Origin of the sequence: Thioalkalivibrio sp. ALE19, assembly GCF_000428605.1 — a bacterium.
In the GTDB taxonomy this organism is placed as follows: domain Bacteria; phylum Pseudomonadota; class Gammaproteobacteria; order Ectothiorhodospirales; family Ectothiorhodospiraceae; genus Thioalkalivibrio.
The window spans coordinates 65,544-89,022 of the sequence record NZ_AUAG01000014.1 but is presented as its reverse complement, the minus strand read 5'-3'; the positions used below and the strand labels follow the sequence as shown (position 1 = coordinate 89,022).

Sequence of the window (23,479 nt, the reverse complement as noted above, 5' to 3'; positions counted from 1 at the left end):
GTGAAACGGGTCAATCCCAGCGGTCGTCACGGACCTCGACGCGCCCGTCGCGGACGCGCACCGGGAAACAGGTAAGTGGCTCCACCGCCGGGGCGGTGAGTGCACTGCCGTCGCGCAGACAGAACTCGGCACCGTGGTGCGGACAAACCAGTCGGTCATCACGCAACTCACCCTCGGCGATCGGATATTCCTCGTGCGAACACAGGTCCTCGATGGCGTAGAAGGTCCCCTCCAGGTTGAAGACCGCGATCGGGACGTCGTCGACCTCCACCACCCGGCGCTCGCCCGGGGGGATGTCGTCCACGGCGGCTACATCGGCCCAGTCTTCCATCAGAACATCCCCGTTTCGAGACGCGCGGCCTCGCTCATCCGCGAGGCATCCCACGGTGGATCAAACACCATCTCGACCCCCGCCTGCTCGACGGTGGGAACCTCCATGATCCGCTGCCATACATCGTTGGCCAGCGTGTCCCCCATCCCGCAGCCGGGTGCGGTCAGCGTCATCTCGACCCACACGGAGCGCGAGCCGTCTTCCTCTTTCTCCACCGTGCAGGAGTAGATCAGCCCCAGTTCCACGATGTTGATGGGGATCTCCGGGTCGTAGCAGGTCCTCATCTGCTCCCACACCAGCTGCTCGACATCTTCGTCCGAGGCATTTTCGGGCAGTTGCGGCGGCGGTGGCGGCGTTTTGCCCAGTGCATCCGCGTCTTCACCACTGATGCGGAACATCCGCCCCTGCGCGGTCACGGTGAAGGAGCCGCCGAGCGCCTGCATCAGGGCCACCTGGCTGCCTTCTCCGATCATCACCTTCTGGCCCGATGGCACCGCAACCGCCAGCGTGTCCCGCTCCAGTTTCACGATTTCCTGAGACGCCATCGTCATTCCTCCGAATGTTCGGGTGTCATCACGCTTGTGCAAGAGTGGCGGGCACGGCCTCCGGGAGACGCTGCGCGAGCCGGTTCTCCACCACCGCCCGGACCGGATCCAGTTTCATCGGCTCCAGCACTTCTTCGGCAAAGGCGTAGACCAGCATGCCCCGGGCGATCTCCGGCCCGATGCCACGACTGGCGAGGTAATACAGCGCATCGGGATCGAGCTGGCCGACGGTGGCGCCGTGCGCCGCCTTCACGTCGTCCGCGTAGATCTCCAGCTCCGGCTTGGCGTCGATCTCCGCCTTGGGCGACAGCAGGAGATTGGCGCTGTGCTGCTCCGCGGCGGTCTTCTGGGCCCCTTCACGGATCAGTACACGCCCCTTGAATACCCCGCGGCCCCGGCCCTGCGCGATACCCCGATACTGCTCGCGGCTGGTGGTATGCGGGACCGCGTGGTGGACCCGCGTGTGGGTATCCACATGCTGCCGGTCACCGACCAGGAACAGGCCATTGAGATGGGTCTCGGCGCCGGGCTCCACCAGGTCCACGTTCAGGTCGTGCCGCACCAGGCGCCCGCCCAGATTCACGTTGTGCGAGGTCACCACACTGTCGCGCCGCTGGCGGACGAAGACATTGCCGACGTGATAGGCGGTATCCGCATGCTCCTGCACCAGATAGTGGTGCAGGTGAGCCCCGGCATGGGCCTCGATCTCGGTAACCGTGTTGGTGAAACTGCGCGCCCCTTCCCCGTCCACGTAGTGCTCGATGATGGTGGCCTCACAACCGGACTCGCCCACAACGAGAACCCGGGGGTGGCACCAGACATTCTCACTGGACGGGGTTCCGTAGAACACCAGGTGGATCGGGCGCTCCAGCACCACACCGGGCTCCAGGTGGATCACGGCCCCGTCGGTCAGGAACGCGGTATTCAGCGTCGCAAACGACGAGTACTGGTCGTGGGCAAGCCCGTCCAGACACTGTTCCGGGATGGTCGCCCCCTCCCGGATCGCCGTATTCAGGCCGTCGATGCGGACCCCTCGAGCCAGTCCGTCGAGTCGCGACAGGTCGTCGCGCAGGAACCCGTTCTCGAACACCAGGCGCCAGGGCTCGAGCTCGCCTAAGGCATGCTCCTCGAGTGTCGCGGCGTCAAGCAGCCCGCATTCGCTGGCAACCGAGAACGGCTTGTTGGCGATCGGGCGAACGTTGGTGTATTTCCATTCCTCGGCACGCGGGTCGGGGAAGCCGGACTCCGCGAACCGCTCGGCCGCCGCCCGCCGTTGCTGCGCGAGCCACGGCGGCAGATCCGCACTCAACGCTCCCTGCAGCTGCTCGAGCTGCCCGATGTAATGGGTATCCAGTGCGTTCGCGCTCATGCGGCCTCCTTGATGATCCCCTGGTAGCCTTCGCGCTCGAGCTCCTGGGCCAGCGTCTTGTCACCGGACTTGATGATCCGGCCGCCGGACAGCACATGGACGTAGTCCGGCTCGATGTGGCTCAGCAGGCGCTGGTAATGGGTCACCAGCACGATCGCCCGGTCCGCCGAACGCAGGTGGTTCACCCCTTCCGCCACGATCTTCAGGGCGTCGATGTCCAGCCCGGAGTCGGTCTCGTCCAGCAGGGCCAGGTGCGGCTCCAGCACCAGCATCTGGAGGATCTCGTTGCGTTTCTTCTCGCCCCCGGAGAATCCGGAATTGATCGCGCGATGCAGGAAGCTTTCGTCCATCTGCATCATCTGCATCTTTTCCCGCACCAGGGTCAGGAACTGGAAGGTGTCCGCCTCGGGTTCGCCGCGGTGCTTGCGCTGAGCGTTGTAGGCTTCCTTGAGCAGATAGATGTTCTTGACGCCGGGGATCTCCACCGGGTACTGAAAGCCCAGCAGCATCCCTTCGCGGGCGCGGATCTCGGGTTCCATCGCCAGCAGGTCCTGATCCTGATAGGTGACCGACCCCGACGTGGCTTCATAACCGTCGCGGCCGCCCAGCACCTGGCACAGGGTGCTCTTGCCGGAGCCGTTGGGTCCCATGATGGCGTGGACCTCGCCCGGTTTTACCTCGAGGTCGATCCCCCTGAGGATCTCCTTGTCGTCAATCGATGCATGCAGGTCGTTGATCTTCAGCATGTGCGTTGTCCTCCGGGTACCTGGAAATTCAGTGTCGGTTTGGCGCGCCCTAGGGAAACACGGATCAATGTACACACTCGCGTTGTCACGCCAGGTTTTCCGAGACAAGGCGCGGTGCGCAGCCGGTAGTGGTTCTACCGGCAAGGGCCGCAACGCAGGATCGGGGAACCTGGCGTGACAACCCCCCACAAGTTATTGAATGCAGGGGCTCGGCCGCCCGTTGTTGATCAAAAACGGGCGCGCGCACGGCGTTGCGGCTCCCTTGTGCAGAATGACTGCACGGCGGTCACCGCGCCTTGTTCGCACGCAAAAGCGACTCGAGCGCGAGCGTGTACATGGATCAGTGTTTCCCTAGGCATTCGTCCGGGCATGCTCGAGGGCCAGCTCCTTGACCCGGAGCATGAGCGCCTCCATGCCGGCGCGCCGGGTCGGGCTGAGGGCTTCGTCCATGCCGACCTCGCCCAGCAGTTCATACGGGTCGGTGTTCAGGACTTCCTCCGGCGTCTTGTCCCGGAACGGCAGCAGCATCAGGGCCATCAGGCCCCGCACCATGGAGGTCTCCGCGTCCGCCTCCAGCACCAGCCGCGGGGGCTCCTGGTCGTCCAGATGGGCGATCAGCCACGCCTGCGTGTTGCAGTCCTTGACGCGGTTCTCCTCCGTGAGCGCCTCCTCCGGCAGGGTCGGCATCTGGCGTCCCAGATCCTCGATCATGCGGAAGCGGTCATCCCAGTCCGGCATCATCTCGAATGCGCTTAACAGTTCTTGCTTGTTCATATCGGACCCCTCTTGTCGGACGCGTGTGCGAACGGGCTGCCGGGACAGCGGCTAGCCGACCGCCCCTTCCAGAGAAACGCTCAGCAGGGCCTCGGCCTCGGTGGCGAATTCCATGGGCAGCTCGCCGAAGACCTCCTTGCAGAAACCGTTCACGATCATGTTGACGGCATCCTCCTCGGACAGACCGCGCTGCTTGAGGTAGAAGATCTGATCGTCGCTGACCGTGGAGGTCGTCGCCTCGTGTTCGATGTTCGAGCTCGGGTTTTTGGCCTCGATGTACGGATAGGTGTGCGCGCCGCAGGTCTCCCCGAGCAGCAAGGAGTCGCACTGGGTGTAGTTGCGGGCGTTCTCGGCCCCGGGGGTCATGCGGACCAGGCCGCGGTAGGCGTTGTTGGCGCGGCCGGCGGAAATGCCCTTGGAAATGATCGTGCTGCGGGTATTGCGCCCCACGTGGATCATCTTCGTGCCGCTGTCGATCTGCTGGAAATTGTTGCCCACGGCCACCGAGTAGAACTCGCCGACCGAGTTGTCGCCCTTGAGCACGCAGCTCGGATACTTCCAGGTGATGGCGGACCCCGCCTCGACCTGGGTCCAGGCGATCTTGCTGTTGTCACCGCGGCACTCGCCGCGCTTGGTGACGAAGTTGTAGATGCCGCCCTTGCCTTCTTCGTCGCCCGGGAACCAGTTCTGCACGGTGGAGTACTTGATCTCCGCATCCGCCTCGGCGACCAGCTCGACCACTGCGGCGTGCAGCTGGTTCTCGTCACGCTGGGGCGCCGTGCAGCCCTCGAGGTAGCTCACGTGCGAACCCTCCTCGGCGATGATGAGGGTGCGCTCGAACTGGCCCGTGTCCATCGCATTGATGCGGAAGTAGGTCGACAGCTCCATCGGGCAGCGCACGCCCTTCGGCACGTACACGAACGAGCCGTCGGAGAACACCGCCGAGTTCAGGGCGGCGAAATAGTTGTCATTGCGCGGCACCACGGAGCCGAGGTAACGCTCGACCAGTTCCGGGTATTCCTGCAGCGCCTCGGAGAAGGAACAGAAGATCACGCCGGCATCCGCCAGTTTTTCCTTGAACGTGGTGGTCACCGACACGCTGTCGAACACCGCATCCACCGCGACGCCGGCCAGGCGCGCCCGTTCGTCCAGCGGGATGCCGAGCTTCTCGTAGGTTTCCAGCAGCTTGGGGTCGACCTCGTCCAGACTCTGCGGTGCATCGTCCTTCGACTTCGGCGCCGCGAAATAGGAAATCGCCTGGAAATCGATCTTCGGATAATGCACATGCGCCCAGGTCGGTTCGCGCATCTGGAGCCAGTCGCGGTAGGCCGCAAGCCGCCATTCGAGCATGAACTCGGGTTCCTGCTTCTTGCGCGAGATCGCCCGAATGACGTCTTCGTTCAATCCCGGGGGCAGGATGTCCTGCTCGATATCGGTGGAGAAGCCCCACTTGTACTCGCCCTTGACGAGTTGCTCGATGTCCTTCGGCTGGGTCGACATAAGCCTTGCCTCGGTTGTGCGGTTGAACTCACGCGAGGGCAGAGCAGGATCCGGTTGCAGCCCGCGCTCCCGAGACGCCGACCGGGATTGGCGTTACAACCCGTCGTCGCCTGAATCAGGGGGTCACCTCCGCCCTCTGTCTTCGGTTCCGACGATAAGAGAATTCCTGAGTAATTCAATAAGGATTATACCGAGCATTGATACAAGCCCCGCGGGAAGTCATGTGCTTGTGGGGCGGAGGGGGAAGTGCCTGGGGGGAGAGAGGCTGCGTCACCGACCTGACGGCACACCGCGGCATGCGGGTCGGACGCATGCCGGGCGAGCGCCGATGATCCGACCGGGCAGGTCACCCGCTCCCGCGACTTCGGCTAGCGCGGGGGTTCTTCCAGGGCGGCGAACACCGCGTCGACGAACTCTTGGAGGTCCGGCAGGTGATGCTCCAGGATCTCCCGAACCCGGGCGGGATCCACGTTCTGGTAACCATGGACCAGAATATTGCGAAACCCCGCCATCGCCGCCAGAGTTTCGGCCAGTTTGGCGGAGACCATCCCTTCGCCCTGTAACCTGAGAAACAGATCGCGGTTGCTTTCGGGCTCCCCGAGCCTGCGCGCCGAAACCCAGTGGGACGCCACATCCAGGGCCGCCTGGATCGCCAGCTGCAGGGTATGTTCCACGAACCGCCGTTCGCGCACGTCCGTGTCCAGGCGCGTCGGGTCCGCCAGCTCCTCCAGCTCGCGTACACACGTGCGGATGAACGCCAGCTTCTTCTCGACCAGCGCCCGATCCATCAAGCCCGTGCTCCGCGGCGGTATTCCTGCAGATAGGGGAGGACGTCGAAATAGGCGTTGCGCGCCGCCACCTCGAACACGGCGCGGCGATCCGGGTCGCGGTCCAGCAGCAGATGGCCGTCGCGCAGGATCCGGTGCACGAGATCCGGCGGAGCGGAATGCAGGTCGACCAGATCGACCCGGCGGCCCAGCGTGTCCGACAGATCCATTTCCAGGCGCGCCAGTGGATCGAGCAGCGAGCGGGACATCGGCTCCGGCGTGAGAACCGCGAGGTCGATGTCGCTGTCGGGGCCGGCCTCCCCCCGCGCATGGCTGCCAAACAGATAGGCCGCGATCACCGCGTCCTGCTCCGCAAGCCGGGTGCGCAGGAGTGTCGCCAGCGGACTGTCGCTCATCTCGAGAATCATGCCTCGAGTATCCGGCTCCACGCAGGAGCGTGCAACGCCGGGCAGGCTCAGGCGCGTTCGATGATGACGAAGGCCTGGGCGTAGTCGCGTTCGTCGGAGATGCTGAGGTGGACGGGGCCGGCGCCGAGGCGTTCGGCGGTGGCGCGGGCGCGGCCTTCCAGCACGAATTCCGGGCGGCCGCGGGCATCGTGGGTGACGCCGGCGTCGACCAGGGCCATGCCGGCGCCGACGCCGCAGCCCAGCGCCTTGGACAGGGCCTCCTTGGCGGCGAAGCGCCGCGCGAGGAAGCCGGCCGGATCCTGTGCGGGGAGATCGGCGCGTTCCACCGGGTGCAGGATACGTTCGGCGAAACGTTCGCCGTGGCGCGTCCACAGCGCCTGCATGCGCGCCACCTGCACCAGGTCGGTGCCGATCCCGAGGATCACGCCGAAGCCCTCGCCCGGGTCACACCGGGTACTGGCCGACCGGCGCGCCCTCGCGCGCGGCGTCCATCAGGCCACGCATGTGGCTGACCGCCTCCGGCAGCCCGGTGAACAGCGCGCGGGCAACGATCGAGTGGCCGATGTTGAGTTCGTTGAACACCGGGTTGGCGGCGATCGCGCGCACGTTGTCGTAGTCCAGGCCGTGGCCGGCGTTGATCACCAGCCCCATCTGCCGCCCGGCCTCGGCCGCCTCGTTGATCTGCGTCAGCAGCCGCTCGCGTTCGTCGGCATCGGTGGCGTTGGCATAGGCCCCGGTGTGCAGTTCCACCACCGGGGCGCCAATGGCAACCGCGGCCTCCAGCTGCCGCACGTCGGGCTCGACGAACAGCGACACGGCGATGCCGGCCTCGCGCAGCGGGCCGACGAAGGCGGTCAGCCGTTCGCGCTGGCCGACGGCATCCAGTCCGCCCTCGGTGGTCAGTTCCTCGCGGCGCTCGGGGACGATGCAGCAGTATTCCGGCCGCAGGTCCAGGGCGATCGTCTGCATCCCGTCGGTGGCGGCCATCTCCAGGTTCATGGGCACGGTCAGGCGCGGCTTGATGCCGAACACGTCGTCGTCCTGGATGTGCCGGCGGTCCTCGCGCAGATGCAGGGTAATGGAGTCGGCCCCGCTGGCCTCGGCCAGGCGCACCGCCTGCATCAGGTCCGGGTACGGCGTGTGCCGCGCCTGGCGGATGGTCGCGATGTGGTCGAGGTTGACCCCCAGCTTGAGCGCGGGAACGGATGCGGCGTCGGTCATGGTATCGGTTTCCTGTTCAGAGCAGACCGCGGGTTTGCAGCGGCCGGCCGTCGAGATGGGCGTCGATCAGCGCGCGCATGAAGTCGCGGCTGGCCCGGGCGAGATTATCCGGGACGTCCCGGCCGCTGGCCAGTGCCTGCAGCGCGGCGCCGGGCACGGCGCCGGCGGTGCGGGCAGGCACGTCGTGCAGGCCGTGTTCCGGTTCGTAGCGATACCAGGCTTCCGGCTCGAGATCATCCGGGTCGATGAACGCGAGACCGGAATCCAGCCCCCCCAGCAGCTGCCACTCGGCGCGGCGCAGAATGCGGTCCGCGGGCCGCTCGCCGGCAAGCTCGGTGTAGGCCCCGGTCAGGGTCTGCAGGGTGTCCTCCAGCGGGGCGTCGCGCGGGAACAGGCGCAGCACCAGTTCATTCAGATACAGGCCGCAGACCAGCCGGCGACCGGTCAGCGGGTATACCCGGCGTTCCTCGGCCACGCTGAGCGAGGGCAGTTCCCCGCGCCCGCGCCAGGCGAGATCCAGCAGGACGAACGGGCGCACGCTGCCGGCGCGCCCGCGCGCCACCGCGGCAACGCGCCCCGCCCGCTCGGTGACCAGCTCCACCACGCGGCTGTTCTCGCGCAGCGGACGCGCATGCAGGACCACGCCCGGGGTGACCTCGCTGGCGGCGCTGCTCATGTACGGAATCCGGTGGCTACCGCGGTTCCTCGATCCCGAGCTCGCGCAGCGCCCGCGGGCTGCGCGACCAGTCCGCCTCGACGCGCACGGTGAGGTTGAGCATCACCTTGCGCTCCAGCAGCGATTCGAGCTGGTGGCGCGAGGCCTGACCGATCTGCTTGAGCCGGCGCCCGCCCTTGCCGATGACGATGCCCTTCTGGCTGTCGCGCTCGACCAGGATCACCGCGTCGATATGAGCGGTGCGCGGGGCATCTTCCCAGTTCTCGACGCGCACGGCGACCGAGTAGGGCACCTCCTCGCCCAGCTGTTCCAGCATCGCCTCGCGGATCATCTCCTCGGCGCGAAAACGCTCCGGGCGGTCGGAGAGCTGGTCCGGGTCGTACAGGAACGGGCCCTCCGGCAGGTGGTTGCGGATCTCCTCGATCAGCCCCGGCAGGTTGGTGCCCCGCCGTGCGCCGATGGGTACCACCCCGGCATACGGAAACGCGGCCATGCGCTGTTCGATGAACGGCAGCAGCTCTTCCTTGTTCTTCTGCCGGTCGACCTTGTTGATCACCAGCAGGGCCGGCCGCCCGGACTGACGTACCGCCTCCTCGATGCGTTCGTCCGCCTCGCCGAAGCGGCCCGCCTCGGTCAGGAAGCAGATCAGGTCGGCATCCGACAGGGCCTGGCTGGCGGTGCGGTTGAGCACCTGGTTCACCAGTTTGGTGCGCTGCTGATCGATCCCGGGGGTATCCATCAGCACGATCTGGTCGTCACCCTCGGTGACGATGCCGAGGATGCGGTTGCGCGTGGTGTGCGGCCGGCGGGTGGTGGCCGCCAGCTTCTCGCCCACCAGGCGATTCATCAGGGTGGTCTTGCCGACGTTCGGACGGCCGATCAGGGCGACCAGCCCGCAGCGCGTGCCGTCGCCTGCCTCGTTCTCGGGTGTGTTCATTGTTCCTGGGTCTGCTGGAGCCGGTGGAGGGCCGCTTCGGCCGCGGCCTGTTCGGCCCGGCGGCGGCTGGAACCGCGTCCGTGCTGTCCCCAGCCCTGAGTGGGCAGATGCACGGCCACGGTGAAATGGCGCTGATGGTCGGGTCCGGAGACCTCCAGCACCTCGTAGACCGGAAGCTCCGCGTTGCGACCCTGCAGTTTCTCCTGCAGCCGGGTCTTCGGGTCCTTCAGGGTCTCCGCTGCGGGGAGGTTTTCCAGACGCTCGGCATAGAGCGCGAGCGTGAAGTCGCGCGCGGCGTCGAAGCCCGCCTCGCGATAGGTGAGCCCGATCAGGGCCTCGACCGCATCGGCAAGAATGGAGTCGCGCCGCTGCCCGCCGCTCTTGCGCTCGCCCTGGCCCAGATTGAGCATGCCTTCCAGACCGGTCTCGCGCGCCAGGGCCGCCAGCGATTCGCGATTCACCAGCGCGGCCCGCAGCCGGGTCAGGTCTCCCTCGGGCGAGTCCGGCAGCCGCTCGTACAGGGCATCGGCAACCACCAGGCCGAGTACCGCGTCACCGAGGAATTCCAGGCGCTCGTTGTTGCGCCCGCCGGCACTGCGATGGGTCAGCGCCTGGCGCATGCCTTCACCGTCCCGCACCGCCTCGGGCAGCAAGGTTCGAAAATCCCGTTCAGCCATGCACGTCTGGATCCTTCCGTTCGCGTCCCGATCTCATCTCGTCAGTCCGCCAGGGTCGCGGAATAGGAGAACTGTGCAACGATGTCGATGTTGCCCAGAAAGCCGCGCCGGATCTCGTAGTCGATGTTCATCGCCGGACCCTCGTCACCTTCGCCGACCGAGAAGTGCTCTTCCTCGATCTCGTCCGGCACCGTGTTCAGCTGAAAGCGCCGGCGGACCTCGCTCCACAGTTCGTCTTCGCTCTTGTCCGCCGCGCCCGGCTGCTCCGCCACGTCCTGCATGATCGAGCGCACCGTCAGATACTGGGTGTACTGCGTACCCATCTGGATCACGAAGGTGAGCACGATCAGGGCCAGGAAGATCATGGCCATGATGGTGGTGGCCCCGGCGCCCTTCATTCTGGTCTTCGATTGCATGGTTACCCCCGTCCCTGTCATGTATCAGCGTATGGCCTGCCCGATGCGGGAAAAGTCCATATGACTACCATTGTAATCCCAGTGCAGCCAGATGAAGAGCGCACGCCCCACCAGCAGCTCCTCGGACACGAAGCCCCACGACCGGCTGTCGTTGGAGTTGTCGCGATTGTCCCCGACCATGAAGTAATGCCCGTCCGGCACGACCACCCGCCCTTCCGCGGCCGGGCGGTCCTCGCGCATCAGGGTGTTGTACGTCCGGTCGCCCATGGTCTCCTCGAACAGCGTGGCACCGGACATCACCGCACCGGAGCCCTCGCCGTCGAAGGTACCGACCTCTTCGGCCGGCTGCGGCTCGCCGTTGACGTACAGCACGCGGTCGCGGAACTCGATCTCGTCACCGGGAAGCCCCACGACGCGCTTGATGTAGTCCTCGGCCGGATTGCGCGGATACTTGAATACCGCGACCTCGCCGCGTTCCGGGGCCCCGGTGTCGAGGATCTTGGTGCGCGTGACCGGCAGGCGTACGGCATAGGAAAACTTGTTCACCATGATGAAATCGCCCACCAGCAGGGTCGGCATCATGGAGCCCGAGGGGATGCGGAACGGTTCGGCAACGAACGAGCGCAGGACCAGCACGATCAGCAGGATCGGGAAGAACGAGCGCGAGTAGTCCACATACCAGGGCATCTTCGCCCGGCGCTCGGGGCTCAGCCGTCGGCGCAGCACCGCCCATACCAGCCAGATCAGGCCGGTTACCGCGGTCGCCACGACCAGGATCAGTTCCAGATTCGCCATGCTGTTTCCCTGCCCCCGCTACCGGCCCGACGGCCCGGTGGTTCCCGTCATTTCTCGTCCACCGAGAGTACCGCGAGAAAGGCCTCCTGCGGAACGTCCACCTTGCCGATGGACTTCATCCGCTTCTTGCCTTCCTTCTGTTTCTCCAGCAGCTTGCGTTTGCGGCTCACGTCCCCGCCGTAGCACTTGGCGAGCACGTTCTTGCGCATCGCCTTGACCGTCGAACGCGCGATGATCTTGGAGCCGATCGCCGCCTGGATGGCCACCTCGTACATCTGCCGCGGGATGATCTTCGCCATGCGCTCGGTGATCTCGCGTCCACGCGATTCGGCTTGGTCGCGATGCACGATCGCCGAAAGCGCATCCACCCGGTCGCCGTTGATCAGGATGTCGACCCGCACCAGCGGGGCTGCCTGGAAACGCAGCGGGTGGTAGTCGAACGAGGCATAGCCGCGGGTCGCGGACTTGAGCCGGTCGAAGAAGTCCAGCATGACCTCGGCCATCGGCAGTTCGTAGGACAGCTGCACCTGACGCCCGTGATAGGCCATGCGGGTCTGCACCCCGCGCTTTTCGACGCACAGGGTCATGACCGCGCCGACGTACTCCTGCGGCACGAGGATATTCGCCTCGATGACCGGCTCGCGGATCTCGGCGACCTCGTTGTTCGGCGGCAGCTCCGAAGGGTTGTGCACGGGCACCACGCTGCCGTCGTTCTTTTCCACCTCGTAGACCACGGTGGGCGCGGTATTGATCAGGTCCAGGCCGTATTCACGCTCCAGGCGTTCCTGCACGATCTCCATGTGCAGCATGCCGAGGAAGCCGCAGCGAAAGCCGAAGCCCAGGGCCGCCGAGGTCTCCGGCTCGAATGACAGCGCGGCATCGTTCAGGCGCAGCTTGTCGAGCGCGTCGCGCAGGTCGTTGAAGTCGTCCGCGGAGACCGGGAACAGACCGGCGAATACCCGCGGCTGGATTTCCTGGAACCCGGGGATCGGCTCGTCCGCCGGGTTGTTGAAGTCGGTGATCGTGTCACCGACCTTGGCCCCGGAGATGTCCTTGATGGTGGCGATCATGTAGCCCACCTCGCCGACGTCCAGATACTCGCGATCCACCGGCTTGGGCGTGAACACCCCCACCCGATTGACCTCGTGCGGGCGCTCCACCGCCATCGCCTTGATCTTCTGGCCGGCATGCAGGCGCCCGGCCTTGACCCGCACCAGGGCCACCACGCCCAGGTAGTTGTCGTACCACGAGTCGATGATCAGCGCCTTCAGCGGGGCCTCCGAATCGCCCTGCGGCGGCGGGATGCGCCGCACCAGCTCCTCCAGCAGCTCGCTGATGCCCTCGCCGGTCTTGGCCGACACCCGCAGGGCGTCGGTGGCCTCGATCCCGATCACGTCCTCGATCTCGTCGGCCACGCGGTCGGGTTCGGCCGCAGGCAGGTCGATCTTGTTGAGCACCGGCACGACCTCCAGACCCTGGTCGATGGCGGTGTAGCAGTTGGCCACGCTCTGCGCCTCCACGCCCTGGGAGGCATCCACCACCAGCAGCGCGCCCTCGCAGGCGTACAGCGAGCGCGAGACCTCGTAGGAGAAATCCACGTGGCCCGGGGTGTCGATGAAGTTCAGCTGGTAGCGCTGGCCGTCGTTGGCGTCGTAGTACAGCGACACGCTCTGCGCCTTAATGGTAATCCCGCGCTCGCGTTCGAGATCCATGGAGTCCAGCACCTGCTCCGACATCTCGCGCTCGGTCAGCCCGCGGCAGCCCTGGATCAGGCGGTCCGCAAGGGTCGACTTGCCGTGGTCGATGTGGGCGATGATGGAAAAGTTACGGGTCAGACGGGTATCACTCATGCGGGCCCCAGCAGGTCCAGCAGTGCCTCTCGGTCAAGAAAGTGGCAGCAGAGAATGTCGCCGTCGACGGCAAGAACCGGCACCTTGGTGTTGTAGCGTTCCCGCAGGTCCGGGTCCTCGTCGATGTCGACGACGTCGAGCGTAAAAGTATAACGGCTTTGCAAAGCAAAAAGCTCTGCGAGCATATGCTCGCAGAGCCCGCAGCCTTCGCGATGGTACACCGTCAGTTGCGTCATGTGCGATGCACCGGCCCCGAAACCCGGCCCCGACACCCGGGGCCGGCCGGCGGCCCCGTCAGTCCTGCGGAATGCGCAGGGCGATGAAGGTGGGGTTGCCACCACGCTGGATCAGCACCGGGACGGTCGTGCCGGGGCCGGCCTGCTCGATGCGTTCTTCCAGTTCTTCCAGCGAACCCACCGGCTGCCGCGCGAACTGCACGATCACGTCGCCCGGCCGCACGCCGGCGCTGCGGGCGGGGTTGTCCTCGACCTCCAGCACCACCAGGCCGTTGTCGACGCCGAGCTCCTCGCGCGTTTCGGCGTCCAGCGGCTCGAGGCGCATGCCCAGCAGGCTCTGCGGCTCGGGCCGGGCCTCCTCCGGCTGGGCCGGGGCCGACCGGCGTTCGGCGACGTCCTCGGGCAGCGCCTCGATGGTGACCTCGAGGGTCTTGTCCTCGGAGCCGCGCCGGATGTCCACCTCGACCTCGCTGCCCACCGGCGTGCGGCCGACAATCGGCGGCAGCGCGCTGGAATTCGGCACGTCCAGGCCATTGAAGCGCAGGATCACGTCACCGGCCTCGAACCCCGCCTTCTCCGCGGGACTGTCCGCCTGCACTCGGGCGACCAGGGCACCGGAGGGCTTGTCCATATCGAACGACTCGGCCAGATCCCGGGTAACCTCCTGGATCAGCACACCCAGCCATCCGCGGGTCACTTCGCCGTGTTCACGCAGCTGGGTCACCACGTCGCCCACCACTTCGATGGGGACCGCAAACGACAGACCCATGAACCCGCCGGTACGGCTGTAGATCTGGGCATTGATCCCGATCACCTTGCCGTCGAGATTCATCAGCGGACCACCGGAGTTGCCCGGGTTGATGGCCACGTCGGTCTGGATGAAGGGTACGTAGTTCTCGCTCGGCAGGCTGCGCCCCTTGGCGCTGACGATCCCGGCGGTGACCGAGTGGTCAAAGCCGAACGGCGAGCCGATCGCCAGGACCCATTCCCCGACCCGGAGCTCCTCGGAGGAACCCAGCTCCAGCGTGGGCAGGTCCTCGGCGTCGATCTTCAGCAGGGCCACGTCGCTCTGCGGGTCGGTACCGACGACCTCGGCATTGAACACGCGCCGGTCGGACAGGTGGACCACGATCTCCGAGGCACCCTCGACCACGTGGTTGGCGGTCACGATGTAGCCGTCTTCGCTGTAGATGAAGCCGGAGCCGAGCGAATCACGCTCGCGCTGGCGCGGGTCGCCACCGGAACCCGGGGGCTCGCCGAAGAAACGCTCGAACAGGTCCTCGAACGGAGTCCCTTCGAACTGGCGCATGCCGCCGTGTTCGGGCACCTCGCTGGTGCGGGTGGCCGAGATGTTCACCACCGCCGGGCTGTGTTCTTCCGCCAGCGGCACGAAATCGGGCAGATGCCGCGCCGAAGCGGGCAGGGACAGGGCCAGAAAGACCAGGGCGACCAGCGCCCATTGCATCGGTTTCAGCATCATTGAATCCCTCTCCGGGAAGCTTGAACGGACATGCCTCTGGACGTCGCGAAGGCGCGCAAGTTCCCCGCGGGCCGCGACAGGTTCAGCCGGCGCGGGTGGCGACCGGCCGCGCGATGCCGCTGCCCGGCTGGCGCGCGAGCACCACCGGACGGAACGCGGCATCGCGCTGGCGCATCCAGCGACGCACCCCCAGCAGGCCCGCCCCGAGGCCACCGAGGCCCGCCAGCAGCAGCACGCCCTCGCCGGCACCGGGGAACAGGGCCATGCCCAGCGCGGGCACGCCAATCAGGCCGGCCAGCGGCAGCAGGTACATCATCAGCGCACCCGCGACCAGCGCGGTGTCGCGTACGCCGAGGGTGACGGTATCGCCGGCCTGCAGGTCGCCGGAATGGCCGACCCGGACTTCGATGGGCTTGCGCCCGAGGACGTCCGACAGGACCCCGCTGCCGCAACCGCTGCGCGCGGAGCAGCTGCCACAGGTGGACCGGCGCTGGATGCGCACGCGGGCGGTGTGCCCGTCCACGTCGAGAACTTCACCCTGTTCCTCGATCCAGTCACTCATGCCAGTCACTCACGCCGGTCCCCGTCGGGCTGCGGCGGATGCATGGCCGCGGCGAGGCGCTCCACGGTCTCGCGGGGCACGTCGCCGACGGCGGTGATCTGATAATCGCCCTCGACCCGGGCCACCGCGTGCGTGGCACCGGCGCGGGTCGCGCCCTCGAACCGGCGCTCGCCTTCCACCGGCTCGACGTACACCGAGACCGAAGCCAGGCCATCGCTGACCACGAAATAGCGGCCGGGCTGTTCCGGATCATCGCTGCTGCGTTCGCGCGCCACCACCAGGCGGAAACCCGACGGCAGTTCACTGAAGCCCCAGTCCCGGCCGTCGGGGTCCGGGCGCAGGTGTCCGCGCTCGGCACGCACCTCGATGCGGTCGGCGTCTTCACTGACCGGCTCGAGGGCGGCGTCCGGCACGCGGTCCAGCAGTTCGAGATCGGTAAACGCCAGCCGTTCGAGCAGCTGGCCGCTCCCGGAATAGAGCTCGCTGAGCAGCGGCAGGCCGGTGTCTTCGTGCAGGCAGTAGCGGTGGCTGTAGCGCAGCAGGTCACTGGCGCGGGCCAGCAGCATGCGGCAGGCATGTCCGGCCACGCGGCTGCGACCCTGATCCTTGAGGGAATAGCCGTCGTGTTCCGCCAGCAGGTGAACCGGGGAACTCACCGGCCAGCGCGGGGCCGATCCGGCTTCGGCGGCCTGCCCGCCGGAGGCGGCCCCGGTCCCGGACTGGGCACTGAGGCGATCCACCGAGCGCACGACCTCGCGCTCGCGGCCGCTGAGGGTATGCAGCCGTTCGCGATAACCTCCGTCCTCGATGGCGTGGATCACGCGCACCGTATCGAGGCGATCCTTGCGCTGCAGGACGAATGTCCCGCGGTAACTTTCCGAGTGCACGCTCGCGGACATGCGTTCCAGCCACTCGGCGGGGCCGGGATCACTGGCGATCACCGGCAGCGGGAGCAGGGCGACGGAAGCCGCCAGCACCCAGGGCAGACCTCCGCGCATCATGGTTTACTCTTCGCCAACCGAATAACGTACCCGCCCGAAGGCAGCGGAGCCGGGACCGGTCAGGTCGGCGTGGTTCTCGAAATAACGCACGAAGCGCGGGTCCAGCTCCTCGCCCGGCTCGTCCGCGTCGGGCATGCCGGCGCCGCTGGCCGCCTCCTCGCTGCCCGCGGGCGTGCGGGCCGTCTGCACTTCGGCCGGAGCGGACTCGCCCGCGGCCATGCCGGGCGTTGCGTCGCCGCCGGGCTGACCGGTGCCCATCATCTGCATGCCCACCAGGGTCACCACCGCAACGGCCGCCGCCACTCCGGTGCCGGCCACCGGCCGGAACCAGCGCGAACGGGTGGCCCGATCGACCCCGGAGTGCTCCGGTTCGACATGCAGCGGCTCTTCCTCGGCCAGTTGTTCGCGCACCCCCTCAAGCAGATCCGGAGGCGCGGTCATGCGCATCCCGCCGCGCAGCGAGTCCCCGATCAGGTGATAGCGTTCCCATTGCTTGCGATCTTCTTCCGACTGCAGCAGCTCGTCCACCAGGCGACGCGTCTCGAACGCCTCGGTCTCGTCGTCCACCAGGGCCGAGAGACGCTCCGTCTTGCTGACTTGTTCACTCATACGATCATGCTCATTCAGTCGTTCAACAATGGTCGCAAGGTCTCGTCGATGGCCTCGCGCGCCCGGAAGATGCGCGACCGGACCGTGCCGATCGGACATCCCATGGTCTGCGCGATTTCCTCGTAGCTCAGACCTTCGATCTCGCGCAGAGTGATCGCGGTCCGCAAATCGTCCGGCAGCTCGTCGATCGTGCGCTGGACGGCCGCCTCTATCTCCTGCGACAGCGCTTCCCCCTCGGGGGTTGCATTATCCTTGAGAGCGGAATCGCCCCCCATTTGTTCGGCATCCTGCGCATCGACCTCGGATTCGGGCCGGCGCCGCCCCTGGGAGACGAGATGATTCTTGGCGGTGTTGATGGCGATCCGGTACAGCCAGGTGTAGAACGCACTTTCGCCGCGAAAGTTCGCGAGTCCGCGATAGGCCTTGATGAAGGCTTCCTGGGCGATGTCCAGGGCCGTGGCGTGGTCGTGCACATAGCGGCCGACAAGATTCACGATCTTGTGCTGATACTTCAGGACCAGGATATCGAAGGCCTCTTTCTCGCCATTCTGGACACGCCGAACCAGGGCCTCGTCGGAAGCCTTCTCGCTCATCCGGGGACTCCCGTTCGGCGACTCGTCTCCAGTATTCTAGGGTTCATGGACCGCCTGACCTGCATGAAGTTCGAAACCCGCTCGCCGGGGATTGCTCCCGGCTTCCCGGCCATTGCGCAACAAGCGCAAAACGTTACCTGACGCATGGATACAGCACAACAAGCCCGCAAAGCCGACGTGCTGGTAATCGGCAGCGGTGCGGCCGGACTGAGCGCGGCCCTGCATCTCGCCCCGCATCGCCGAGTCGTGGTCCTCAGCAAGGGCCCGGTGGACGAGGGCTCGACCCGCTATGCCCAGGGCGGCATCTCGGCAGTGCTCGACCGCCAGGATTCCTTCGACGCCCACATCGACGACACCATCGACGCCGGTGCCGGGCTGTGCGATGCGGACGCGGTGCGCCGCACCGTCGCGGCCGGGCCCGAGGCGATCCAGTGGCTGCTCAACCTCGGGGTGCCGTTCACGCGCGAATCCTTCGAGGGCCGCAGCCGGCTGCATCTGACGCGCGAGGGCGGGCACAGCGCCCGCCGCGTGGCACATGCCGCCGATGCCACCGGCCGCGCGATCGAGGACGCGCTGGTGCGCAGCACCGGCGACACCGCCAGCATCGACGTACTCGAACGCCATGTGGCGGTGGATCTGATCACCTCGCGGGTGGACGGCGTGCGCCGCGTGGTCGGGGCCTATGTCCAGGACACCGCGACCCGCGAGGTACAGACGATCATGGCCCCCACGGTGATCATGGCCACCGGAGGCGCCAGCCGGGTCTATCTGTACAGCTCCAATCCCGACGGCGCCACCGGCGACGGGATTGCGATGGCCTGGCGGGCGGGGTGCCGGGTCGCGAACATGGAATTCATGCAGTTCCATCCGACCTGCCTGTACCACCCGCAGGCCAAGTCGTTCCTGATCTCCGAGGCGGTCCGCGGCGAAGGCGGACTGCTCAAGCTGCCCGACGGCGAACGCTTCATGCCGCGCTTCGACGAGCGTGGCGAGCTGGCCCCGCGCGACATCGTGGCGCGCGCGGTGGACCACGAGATGAAGCGTCTCGGGATCGACCATGTCTATCTCGACATCAGCCACAAGCCGGCGGATTTCATCCGCGAACACTTCCCCACCATTCACGAACGCTGCCTGGAATACGGCTTCGACATGACGCGCGAGCCGTTGCCGGTGGTGCCGGCCGCGCACTACACCTGCGGCGGGGTGGTGGTGAACCCCTTCGGGCAGACCGACCTGCCGGGGCTTTACGCCGCCGGCGAGGTCTCCTGCACCGGGCTGCACGGGGCCAACCGCATGGCCAGCAACTCGCTGCTGGAATGCCTGGTCTACGCCCGCGCCGCAGCCGAGCACATCCTGTCGCAGACCGATCTGCCCGCCCCCGAGGCCCTGCCGGTCCCGGCGGCCTGGGACGAATCCCGGGTGACCGAGTCGGAAGAGGAAGTGGTGGTGGCGCACGACTGGGACGAACTGCGCCGGCTGATGTGGGACTACGTCGGGATCGTGCGCACCCGCCGCCGGTTGCAGCGCGCGCAGCGGCGCATCCGCATCCTGCAGGAAGAAATCCACGAATATTACAGCCACTACCGGATCTCGCCCGACCTGATCGAGCTGCGCAACCTGGGCATGGTGGCGGAGATCATCGTGCAGAGCGCGCTGGCCCGGCGCGAGAGCCGCGGCCTGCATTACCTGCTGGATTACCCCGAACGCGATCCGGAACTGGACGGCACCCCCACCGTGCTGGTGCCGCCCTCGGCTGCCGGTCAGCTGGCGGGGCGCGCCGCCGGCGGGAGCTGAATGAACTTTTCGCGATAGTGCCGCAATTCGTCGATCGAGTCGCGGATGTCCTGCAGGGCCTGATGCGACGCGTTCTTCGACAGCCCCTGGAGCACGTCCGGCGCCCAGCGCCGCGCCAGTTCCTTGAGCGTGGACACGTCGAGATTGCGATAGTGGAACCAGGCCTCCAGCTCCGGCATGTTGCGCGCCAGGAAACGTCGATCCTGACAGATGGAATTGCCGCACATCGGCGACTGCCCCTTCGGCACCCACTTCTCCAGAAACGCCAGCGTCTCGCGCTCCGCGGCGGCCTCGTCGTGGTCGCTGTGGCGCACGCGATCCAGCAGGCCGGATTCGCCGTGCGTGCGCTGGTTCCAGGCGTCCAGCCCGTCCAGCACCGCCGGCGACTGGAACACCGCGACCACCGGGCCCTCGGCCAGGATCTCGAGGTGCTTGTCGGTTACGATGGTCGCCACTTCGATGATCCGGTCGGTTTCCGGCTCCAGGCCGGTCATTTCCAGGTCGATCCAGATCAGATTTTCCGCACTCGCCGTCATTGTCTCTCCTCTGCGGCACCCGGTCGTGCCCTATGATGGCGCGATGCAGTCTATCATCATGGGGACGGGCCCCGGGGGCCCGTCGCATCGAGCAACGAACAAGACCGGCATCCACGAAGAAGGAGGGCCCCATGCGACACCTCACCACCTCTCTGGCCGCCCTGGCGCTGGCCGGCGGCATGACCGCCACCGCGCAGGCGAACGACGAAATCCGGATGGGCCAGGATCTGCACGAGAACAACTGCGTCAGCTGCCACGCCGACATGCACGGCGGCGACGGCTCCGGGATGTACACCCGTGACGACCGCATGGTCGGCGATCATGATGAACTCGTATCGATGGTCCGGCGCTGCGACGCCAACATCGGCACCGCCTTCTTCGATGACGAGATCGAAGCCATCGTGGCCTACCTCAACGATGAATACTACAACTTCGACTGACGAGCACCCATGAGCGATCTGAAGACCCGCCACTGCCAGGCCTGCGAAGGCTTTACCGACCCGATGCCGGCCGAGGAGGCGACCCGGGCCCTGGGCCAGCTGCACGAATCCTGGGAACTGGGCGGCGACACGAAGGACATCCGGCGCGAGTTCCGCTTCCGCAATTTCCACGAGACCATGGCCTTCGTGAACGCGGTGGCCTGGATCGCCCATGTCGAGGATCACCATCCCGACATGGAAGTCGGCTTCAACCGTTGCCGGGTCCAATTCTCCACCCACGCGGTGGGCGGACTGACCGAAAACGATTTCATCTGCGCCGCGCGCGTGGATGCGCTGTTCGACTGACCCGTCGATGCAGCCTGCATGAGCCGGTCCGCCCGGAACCCGGGATCCGCGGTCCCCACGACCGCGGATCCCCTGCCCGCCCGCGCGCGGGTTGCCGCCCGCCTCAACCAGAGGGCCGACCTCCTCGACGAGGACGGCCATCTGCATCGCGTGCAGCTGCAGCGCCGCACGGGGGATCTGGTCTGCGGGGACCGCGTGGAAACCGACGGCCACCGCATCCTGCGCCGCGAACCGCGCCGCAATGCACTGGTGCGGCGCGACGGTTACGGCCGCCGCAAGACCATCGCCGCCGAAGTGGACCGGGTCTGGATCGTGGTGGCGGCCGAGCCGGCACCGGCGCGTTTCCTGATCGACCGCTTCCTGGTGGCGATCCACAACCTGCCGGCCGAACCCCGGCTGCTGTTCAACAAATGCGAGCTGGATCCCGGCGGGGCGCAGCGCCTGGACCGGCAGTACGGCCATCTGGGCCTGCACGCCCTGCCGGTCAGCGTGCACGAAGGTACCGGGCTGGACGCCCTGGCGGCGGCCGCCGAGGGGGGCAGCAACATCCTGGTCGGCCAGTCCGGCACCGGCAAGTCATCGCTGATCGATGCATTGCTGCGCCGCACCGGCAACGCGCCGGAACAGGCCCTGCAAACCGCGACCCTGGGGCAGACCGGCGAAGGGCGCCACACCACGACCACGGCGCGCTGGTATCCGCTGGCGGGGGATGGCGCATGGATCGATTCCCCCGGGGTGCGCGACTTCACGCCGGAGCTGGACGACGCCGACACGCTCGAGCGCGGCTTCCCTGACATCGCCGAACGGGCCCGGGAATGCCGCTTTCGCGACTGCCGGCACGCGGCCGAACCGGGGTGTGCGGTGAGAGCGGCGGTCGCCGCCGGCGAGCTGCCGCAGGAACGGCTGGAGGCCTGGCAGGAACTGCGAGCGGAGACCCGGCGCCGGGACTGAGCCCGGCAGCGCCCCCGCGGCACGAAACAAAACGAATCAGAAGGTCAGGCCCATCTCCACGCCGAACACCGACGAGGAACCTCCGGATTCGGGACGCATGCCGTCGAATTCCAGCCGGTCTTCCATCCAGCCTTCGGAGGATTCCAGCGAATAGTCATCGTAGAACAGGCTCATCGACAGCTCGCTGTCGTTGCGCAGGCGGAGGCTGCCGTCGAGGCTCAGATAGCTGGCGCCACGCGTGTGATCGCGCGGTTGCAGGCCACCTCCCGCAGCGACCGTTTCGCGCGAATCGCCCGCCAGCGGCTGGCGCACGCCGACCCGCAGCTGGCTGTCGAAACCGCCCGACTCGAAGGTAGGGCCGAAGCTGAAGTCGGTAAAATAGGAAGTGGTACCCGCATCCTCGCGCAGGTGTCCCGGCGCACTGCGCGACTCCATGCCGAAGCCCAGATCAACCCCGTACCCCAGGCCACTGGAGCCCAGGCGCTGGCGGAAAGCGCCGGTCGCCTCGAAACGGTCGCCCACACCGGTGATGTCATCCGCCGGACGCGACACCGCGTCGGCATCCAGCATCAGGCGGTAACGCGGATCGGGCCGGGTCTCTCCGCCCGCACCCGCCGCGGCGGAGAAGGAGGACAGGTCGCCCACCGCCGCAACCGGATCGCCACCGTCGAGATTCAGGGTCCGGGTCACGGAGAAGCGGGTGGTGTCATCATCGGCCGCTACTTCGGCCGCCGCAACCATCGGCGTCGCGCACACCGCGACCAGCATCAACGGCACCGCCAGCCGGGCAACCACGCGTGCCCGGCCCGGGGCATTCTCCGCCCCGGCCATGGCCGTGGTGCCGTTATGATCTCCGCGTTGCTTCACGCCCGTTCTCCCTATTGCCACGGCGCCGGCCTCCCCGGCCCGTCGCGTTCGCTAGCCCGGGGGCCAGCCGAGGGGCCGACCACCGAGCAGGTGCATGTGTATATGGTAGACCGTCTGACCGCCCTGCTGGTTGCAGTTCATCACGGTACGATAGCCGTCCTCGGCATAGCCCCGCTCGGCGGCGATGCCGGCCGCCACCCGGGCCATGTTGCCGACGGTTTCCGCGTCCTCGGCGGTGAGGTCGTTCAGGGTCGCGATGTGCCGCCGCGGAATCACCAGGACATGCAGCGGCGCCTGGGGATGCAGGTCCTCGAAGGCGATCACGTCATCGGTCTCGCGGACGATGGTCGCGGGGATCTCCCCGGCCACGATCTTGCAGAAGATGCAGTCTTCCATGGTGCCTCCACCGCGCCCGGCCGGCGCGATTTATATCAGTAATCGCGGCGCCCCGACAAGGCGTGCGCCAGGGTCCCCGCATCGGTGTATTCCAGCTCCCCGCCACTGGGGATCCCCTGCGCGATGCGCGTGGCGCGGATTCCCAGGCGCCCGGCCATCTCGGCCAGGTAGTGGGCGGTGACCTCGCCCTCCACGGAGGTGTTCGTGGCGAGAATCAGCTCCTCGGTGCCCTGCTGGCGCAGGCGTTCCTCGAGCCGGTCCAGCCCCAGTTCTTCGGGGCCGATGCCGTCCAGCGGCGACAGCCGCCCCAGAAGCACGTGGAAGCGACCGTTGAAGTCGGTCGCCGCCTCGATCGCCATCACGTCACCGGGGCTCTCGACCACGCACAGGACGTGGTCGTCGCGATCGGGATCCAGACAGCGCTCGCAGGTCTCCGCCGAAGTCAGCGTCCGGCACACCAAACAGTGGCCGATGTTCTCCACCGCGGCGTCCACCGCCCGTGCCAGGCGCCGTGCGCCCTCGCGGTCGCGTTCCAGCAGGTGCAGCGCCATGCGCCGGGCCGATTTGCCGCCCACCCCCGGCAGGCAGCGCAGTGCCTGTACCAGGTCGTCGAGTTCCGTATCCACCGCGGTCCGGC

At 67.1% G+C, this 23,479-nt stretch carries 30 protein-coding genes; 4 read left to right on the top strand and 26 right to left on the bottom strand.

What is annotated here, in order from left to right; all coding sequences use genetic code 11:
• Positions 1–10: 10 nt before the first annotated feature.
• The 22 genes from F787_RS0107465 to rpoE form a co-directional block, all read right to left on the bottom strand.
• Entirely contained in the window at positions 11–331 is a 321-nt protein-coding gene (locus F787_RS0107465) for a non-heme iron oxygenase ferredoxin subunit (protein ID WP_018870137.1), read from the bottom strand.
• Positions 331–876 (bottom strand): putative Fe-S cluster assembly protein SufT, encoded by a 546-nt coding sequence (sufT, locus tag F787_RS0107460; RefSeq protein ID WP_018870138.1) that lies wholly within the window; start codon positions 874–876, stop codon positions 331–333. The genes F787_RS0107465 and sufT overlap by 1 nt, the downstream gene beginning before the upstream one ends.
• 28 nt (positions 877–904) lie before the next feature.
• On the bottom strand, positions 905–2,245 hold the full coding sequence (sufD, locus tag F787_RS0107455) for a Fe-S cluster assembly protein SufD (protein ID WP_028491792.1): 1,341 nt from the start codon (positions 2,243–2,245) through the stop codon (positions 905–907).
• Complete coding sequence (sufC, locus tag F787_RS0107450; protein WP_018870140.1) at positions 2,242–2,991, bottom strand: Fe-S cluster assembly ATPase SufC; 750 nt, start codon at positions 2,989–2,991, stop codon at positions 2,242–2,244. Before sufC ends, sufD begins: the two co-directional genes overlap by 4 nt.
• A gap of 351 nt (positions 2,992–3,342) precedes the next feature.
• Positions 3,343–3,765, bottom strand: coding sequence for a SufE family protein (locus F787_RS0107445; protein ID WP_019589665.1), 423 nt, complete (start codon positions 3,763–3,765; stop codon positions 3,343–3,345).
• 51 nt (positions 3,766–3,816) lie between these two features.
• Positions 3,817–5,265 (bottom strand): Fe-S cluster assembly protein SufB, encoded by a 1,449-nt coding sequence (sufB, locus tag F787_RS0107440; protein WP_018870142.1) that lies wholly within the window; start codon positions 5,263–5,265, stop codon positions 3,817–3,819.
• 368 nt (positions 5,266–5,633) lie between these two features.
• Positions 5,634–6,053 carry a DUF86 domain-containing protein gene (locus F787_RS0107435; protein WP_018870143.1) on the bottom strand — a complete coding sequence of 140 codons (420 nt, stop codon included), beginning with the start codon at positions 6,051–6,053 and terminating at the stop codon, positions 5,634–5,636.
• Complete coding sequence (locus tag F787_RS0107430) at positions 6,053–6,460, bottom strand: nucleotidyltransferase domain-containing protein (protein ID WP_028491791.1); 408 nt, start codon at positions 6,458–6,460, stop codon at positions 6,053–6,055. Before F787_RS0107430 ends, F787_RS0107435 begins: the two co-directional genes overlap by 1 nt.
• 47 nt (positions 6,461–6,507) lie before the next feature.
• On the bottom strand, positions 6,508–6,885 hold the full coding sequence (gene acpS, locus F787_RS0107425) for a holo-ACP synthase (protein ID WP_018947034.1): 378 nt from the start codon (positions 6,883–6,885) through the stop codon (positions 6,508–6,510).
• Positions 6,886–6,904: 19 nt separating this feature from the next.
• Positions 6,905–7,681 (bottom strand): pyridoxine 5'-phosphate synthase, encoded by a 777-nt coding sequence (locus F787_RS0107420; RefSeq protein ID WP_028491790.1) that lies wholly within the window; start codon positions 7,679–7,681, stop codon positions 6,905–6,907.
• 16 nt (positions 7,682–7,697) lie between these two features.
• On the bottom strand, positions 7,698–8,357 hold the full coding sequence (locus tag F787_RS0107415) for a DNA repair protein RecO (protein ID WP_019569769.1): 660 nt from the start codon (positions 8,355–8,357) through the stop codon (positions 7,698–7,700).
• A gap of 16 nt (positions 8,358–8,373) precedes the next feature.
• The gene (gene era / locus F787_RS0107410) at positions 8,374–9,294 is read right to left on the bottom strand and encodes a GTPase Era (protein WP_028491789.1); all 921 of its coding nucleotides are present in this window, start codon (positions 9,292–9,294) and stop codon (positions 8,374–8,376) included.
• Positions 9,291–9,971, bottom strand: a complete 681-nt coding sequence (rnc, locus tag F787_RS0107405; RefSeq protein WP_018870149.1) for a ribonuclease III — start codon at positions 9,969–9,971, stop codon at positions 9,291–9,293. Before rnc ends, era begins: the two co-directional genes overlap by 4 nt.
• A 41-nt stretch (positions 9,972–10,012) precedes the next feature.
• On the bottom strand, positions 10,013–10,369 hold the full coding sequence (locus F787_RS0107400) for a DUF4845 domain-containing protein (protein WP_018870150.1): 357 nt from the start codon (positions 10,367–10,369) through the stop codon (positions 10,013–10,015).
• A 42-nt stretch (positions 10,370–10,411) separates the two neighbouring features.
• On the bottom strand, positions 10,412–11,182 hold the full coding sequence (lepB, locus tag F787_RS0107395; protein ID WP_028491788.1) for a signal peptidase I: 771 nt from the start codon (positions 11,180–11,182) through the stop codon (positions 10,412–10,414).
• A 47-nt stretch (positions 11,183–11,229) separates the two neighbouring features.
• Positions 11,230–13,032, bottom strand: coding sequence for a translation elongation factor 4 (gene lepA / locus F787_RS0107390; RefSeq protein ID WP_018870152.1), 1,803 nt, complete (start codon positions 13,030–13,032; stop codon positions 11,230–11,232).
• Positions 13,029–13,268: a glutaredoxin family protein gene (locus F787_RS0107385; protein WP_018870153.1), complete on the bottom strand. Its 240-nt coding sequence runs from the start codon at positions 13,266–13,268 to the stop codon at positions 13,029–13,031. Before F787_RS0107385 ends, lepA begins: the two co-directional genes overlap by 4 nt.
• 58 nt (positions 13,269–13,326) lie before the next feature.
• The gene (locus F787_RS0107380) at positions 13,327–14,748 is read right to left on the bottom strand and encodes a DegQ family serine endoprotease (RefSeq protein ID WP_018870154.1); all 1,422 of its coding nucleotides are present in this window, start codon (positions 14,746–14,748) and stop codon (positions 13,327–13,329) included.
• An 82-nt stretch (positions 14,749–14,830) separates the two neighbouring features.
• A complete protein-coding gene (locus tag F787_RS0107375; RefSeq protein WP_028491787.1) occupies positions 14,831–15,310 on the bottom strand; it encodes a SoxR reducing system RseC family protein in 480 nt (159 codons plus the stop codon).
• Between the two features lie 5 nt (positions 15,311–15,315).
• Positions 15,316–16,311, bottom strand: coding sequence for a MucB/RseB C-terminal domain-containing protein (locus tag F787_RS0107370; RefSeq protein ID WP_018870156.1), 996 nt, complete (start codon positions 16,309–16,311; stop codon positions 15,316–15,318).
• A gap of 3 nt (positions 16,312–16,314) precedes the next feature.
• Positions 16,315–16,920 carry a sigma-E factor negative regulatory protein gene (locus F787_RS0107365; protein ID WP_018870157.1) on the bottom strand — a complete coding sequence of 202 codons (606 nt, stop codon included), beginning with the start codon at positions 16,918–16,920 and terminating at the stop codon, positions 16,315–16,317.
• A 14-nt stretch (positions 16,921–16,934) separates the two neighbouring features.
• On the bottom strand, positions 16,935–17,513 hold the full coding sequence (gene rpoE, locus F787_RS0107360; protein ID WP_018870158.1) for an RNA polymerase sigma factor RpoE: 579 nt from the start codon (positions 17,511–17,513) through the stop codon (positions 16,935–16,937).
• A 144-nt stretch (positions 17,514–17,657) separates the two neighbouring features.
• On the opposite strand from rpoE, the gene nadB reads away from it, so the two are divergent.
• Entirely contained in the window at positions 17,658–19,307 is a 1,650-nt protein-coding gene (gene nadB, locus F787_RS0107355) for an L-aspartate oxidase (protein WP_028491785.1), read from the top strand.
• Here nadB and orn read toward each other — a convergent pair.
• The gene (orn, locus tag F787_RS0107350) at positions 19,274–19,843 is read right to left on the bottom strand and encodes an oligoribonuclease (RefSeq protein WP_018870160.1); all 570 of its coding nucleotides are present in this window, start codon (positions 19,841–19,843) and stop codon (positions 19,274–19,276) included. The two genes, nadB and orn, sit on opposite strands and share 34 nt — an antisense overlap.
• Before the next feature lie 131 nt (positions 19,844–19,974).
• Between orn and F787_RS0107345 the strand changes: the two genes are divergently transcribed.
• From F787_RS0107345 to rsgA, 3 genes are read left to right on the top strand one after another with little or no spacing between them, the layout of a single operon-like run.
• A complete protein-coding gene (locus F787_RS0107345) occupies positions 19,975–20,283 on the top strand; it encodes a cytochrome c (protein ID WP_019021916.1) in 309 nt (102 codons plus the stop codon).
• A gap of 9 nt (positions 20,284–20,292) precedes the next feature.
• Entirely contained in the window at positions 20,293–20,628 is a 336-nt protein-coding gene (locus F787_RS0107340) for a 4a-hydroxytetrahydrobiopterin dehydratase (protein WP_018947019.1), read from the top strand.
• Positions 20,629–20,646: 18 nt separating this feature from the next.
• Complete coding sequence (gene rsgA / locus F787_RS0107335) at positions 20,647–21,579, top strand: ribosome small subunit-dependent GTPase A (RefSeq protein WP_081694107.1); 933 nt, start codon at positions 20,647–20,649, stop codon at positions 21,577–21,579.
• A 36-nt stretch (positions 21,580–21,615) separates the two neighbouring features.
• On the opposite strand, the gene F787_RS0107330 is transcribed toward rsgA, so the two are convergent.
• The 3 genes from F787_RS0107330 to recR all read right to left on the bottom strand — a co-directional run bounded on the left by F787_RS0107330 (position 21,616) and on the right by recR (position 23,468).
• Positions 21,616–22,410 (bottom strand): hypothetical protein, encoded by a 795-nt coding sequence (locus tag F787_RS0107330; RefSeq protein ID WP_028491783.1) that lies wholly within the window; start codon positions 22,408–22,410, stop codon positions 21,616–21,618.
• Between the two features lie 87 nt (positions 22,411–22,497).
• Complete coding sequence (locus F787_RS0107325) at positions 22,498–22,842, bottom strand: histidine triad nucleotide-binding protein (RefSeq protein ID WP_018870165.1); 345 nt, start codon at positions 22,840–22,842, stop codon at positions 22,498–22,500.
• 35 nt (positions 22,843–22,877) lie between these two features.
• Positions 22,878–23,468, bottom strand: coding sequence for a recombination mediator RecR (gene recR / locus F787_RS0107320; RefSeq protein WP_028491782.1), 591 nt, complete (start codon positions 23,466–23,468; stop codon positions 22,878–22,880).
• Between the last annotated feature and the right edge of the window lie 11 nt (positions 23,469–23,479).

Bases quoted from the DNA above. Each gene is read 5' to 3' on its own strand.
- F787_RS0107465 (WP_018870137.1), bottom strand. From the start codon at position 331: ATGGAAGACTGGGCCGATGTAGCCGCCGTGGACGACATCCCCCCGGGC.
- sufT (WP_018870138.1), bottom strand. From the start codon at position 876: ATGGCGTCTCAGGAAATCGTGAAACTGGAGCGGGACACGCTGGCGGTT.
- sufD (WP_028491792.1), bottom strand. From the start codon at position 2,245: ATGAGCGCGAACGCACTGGATACCCATTACATCGGGCAGCTCGAGCAG.
- sufC (WP_018870140.1), bottom strand. From the start codon at position 2,991: ATGCTGAAGATCAACGACCTGCATGCATCGATTGACGACAAGGAGATC.
- F787_RS0107445 (WP_019589665.1), bottom strand. From the start codon at position 3,765: ATGAACAAGCAAGAACTGTTAAGCGCATTCGAGATGATGCCGGACTGG.
- sufB (WP_018870142.1), bottom strand. From the start codon at position 5,265: ATGTCGACCCAGCCGAAGGACATCGAGCAACTCGTCAAGGGCGAGTAC.
- F787_RS0107435 (WP_018870143.1), bottom strand. From the start codon at position 6,053: ATGGATCGGGCGCTGGTCGAGAAGAAGCTGGCGTTCATCCGCACGTGT.
- F787_RS0107430 (WP_028491791.1), bottom strand. From the start codon at position 6,460: ATGATTCTCGAGATGAGCGACAGTCCGCTGGCGACACTCCTGCGCACC.
- F787_RS0107420 (WP_028491790.1), bottom strand. From the start codon at position 7,681: ATGACCGACGCCGCATCCGTTCCCGCGCTCAAGCTGGGGGTCAACCTC.
- F787_RS0107415 (WP_019569769.1), bottom strand. From the start codon at position 8,357: ATGAGCAGCGCCGCCAGCGAGGTCACCCCGGGCGTGGTCCTGCATGCG.
- era (WP_028491789.1), bottom strand. From the start codon at position 9,294: ATGAACACACCCGAGAACGAGGCAGGCGACGGCACGCGCTGCGGGCTG.
- rnc (WP_018870149.1), bottom strand. From the start codon at position 9,971: ATGGCTGAACGGGATTTTCGAACCTTGCTGCCCGAGGCGGTGCGGGAC.
- F787_RS0107400 (WP_018870150.1), bottom strand. From the start codon at position 10,369: ATGAAGGGCGCCGGGGCCACCACCATCATGGCCATGATCTTCCTGGCC.
- lepB (WP_028491788.1), bottom strand. From the start codon at position 11,182: ATGGCGAATCTGGAACTGATCCTGGTCGTGGCGACCGCGGTAACCGGC.
- lepA (WP_018870152.1), bottom strand. From the start codon at position 13,032: ATGAGTGATACCCGTCTGACCCGTAACTTTTCCATCATCGCCCACATC.
- F787_RS0107385 (WP_018870153.1), bottom strand. From the start codon at position 13,268: ATGACGCAACTGACGGTGTACCATCGCGAAGGCTGCGGGCTCTGCGAG.
- F787_RS0107380 (WP_018870154.1), bottom strand. From the start codon at position 14,748: ATGATGCTGAAACCGATGCAATGGGCGCTGGTCGCCCTGGTCTTTCTG.
- F787_RS0107375 (WP_028491787.1), bottom strand. From the start codon at position 15,310: ATGAGTGACTGGATCGAGGAACAGGGTGAAGTTCTCGACGTGGACGGG.
- F787_RS0107370 (WP_018870156.1), bottom strand. From the start codon at position 16,311: ATGATGCGCGGAGGTCTGCCCTGGGTGCTGGCGGCTTCCGTCGCCCTG.
- F787_RS0107365 (WP_018870157.1), bottom strand. From the start codon at position 16,920: ATGAGTGAACAAGTCAGCAAGACGGAGCGTCTCTCGGCCCTGGTGGAC.
- rpoE (WP_018870158.1), bottom strand. From the start codon at position 17,513: ATGAGCGAGAAGGCTTCCGACGAGGCCCTGGTTCGGCGTGTCCAGAAT.
- nadB (WP_028491785.1), top strand. From the start codon at position 17,658: ATGGATACAGCACAACAAGCCCGCAAAGCCGACGTGCTGGTAATCGGC.
- orn (WP_018870160.1), bottom strand. From the start codon at position 19,843: ATGACGGCGAGTGCGGAAAATCTGATCTGGATCGACCTGGAAATGACC.
- F787_RS0107345 (WP_019021916.1), top strand. From the start codon at position 19,975: ATGCGACACCTCACCACCTCTCTGGCCGCCCTGGCGCTGGCCGGCGGC.
- F787_RS0107340 (WP_018947019.1), top strand. From the start codon at position 20,293: ATGAGCGATCTGAAGACCCGCCACTGCCAGGCCTGCGAAGGCTTTACC.
- rsgA (WP_081694107.1), top strand. From the start codon at position 20,647: ATGAGCCGGTCCGCCCGGAACCCGGGATCCGCGGTCCCCACGACCGCG.
- F787_RS0107330 (WP_028491783.1), bottom strand. From the start codon at position 22,410: ATGGCCGGGGCGGAGAATGCCCCGGGCCGGGCACGCGTGGTTGCCCGG.
- F787_RS0107325 (WP_018870165.1), bottom strand. From the start codon at position 22,842: ATGGAAGACTGCATCTTCTGCAAGATCGTGGCCGGGGAGATCCCCGCG.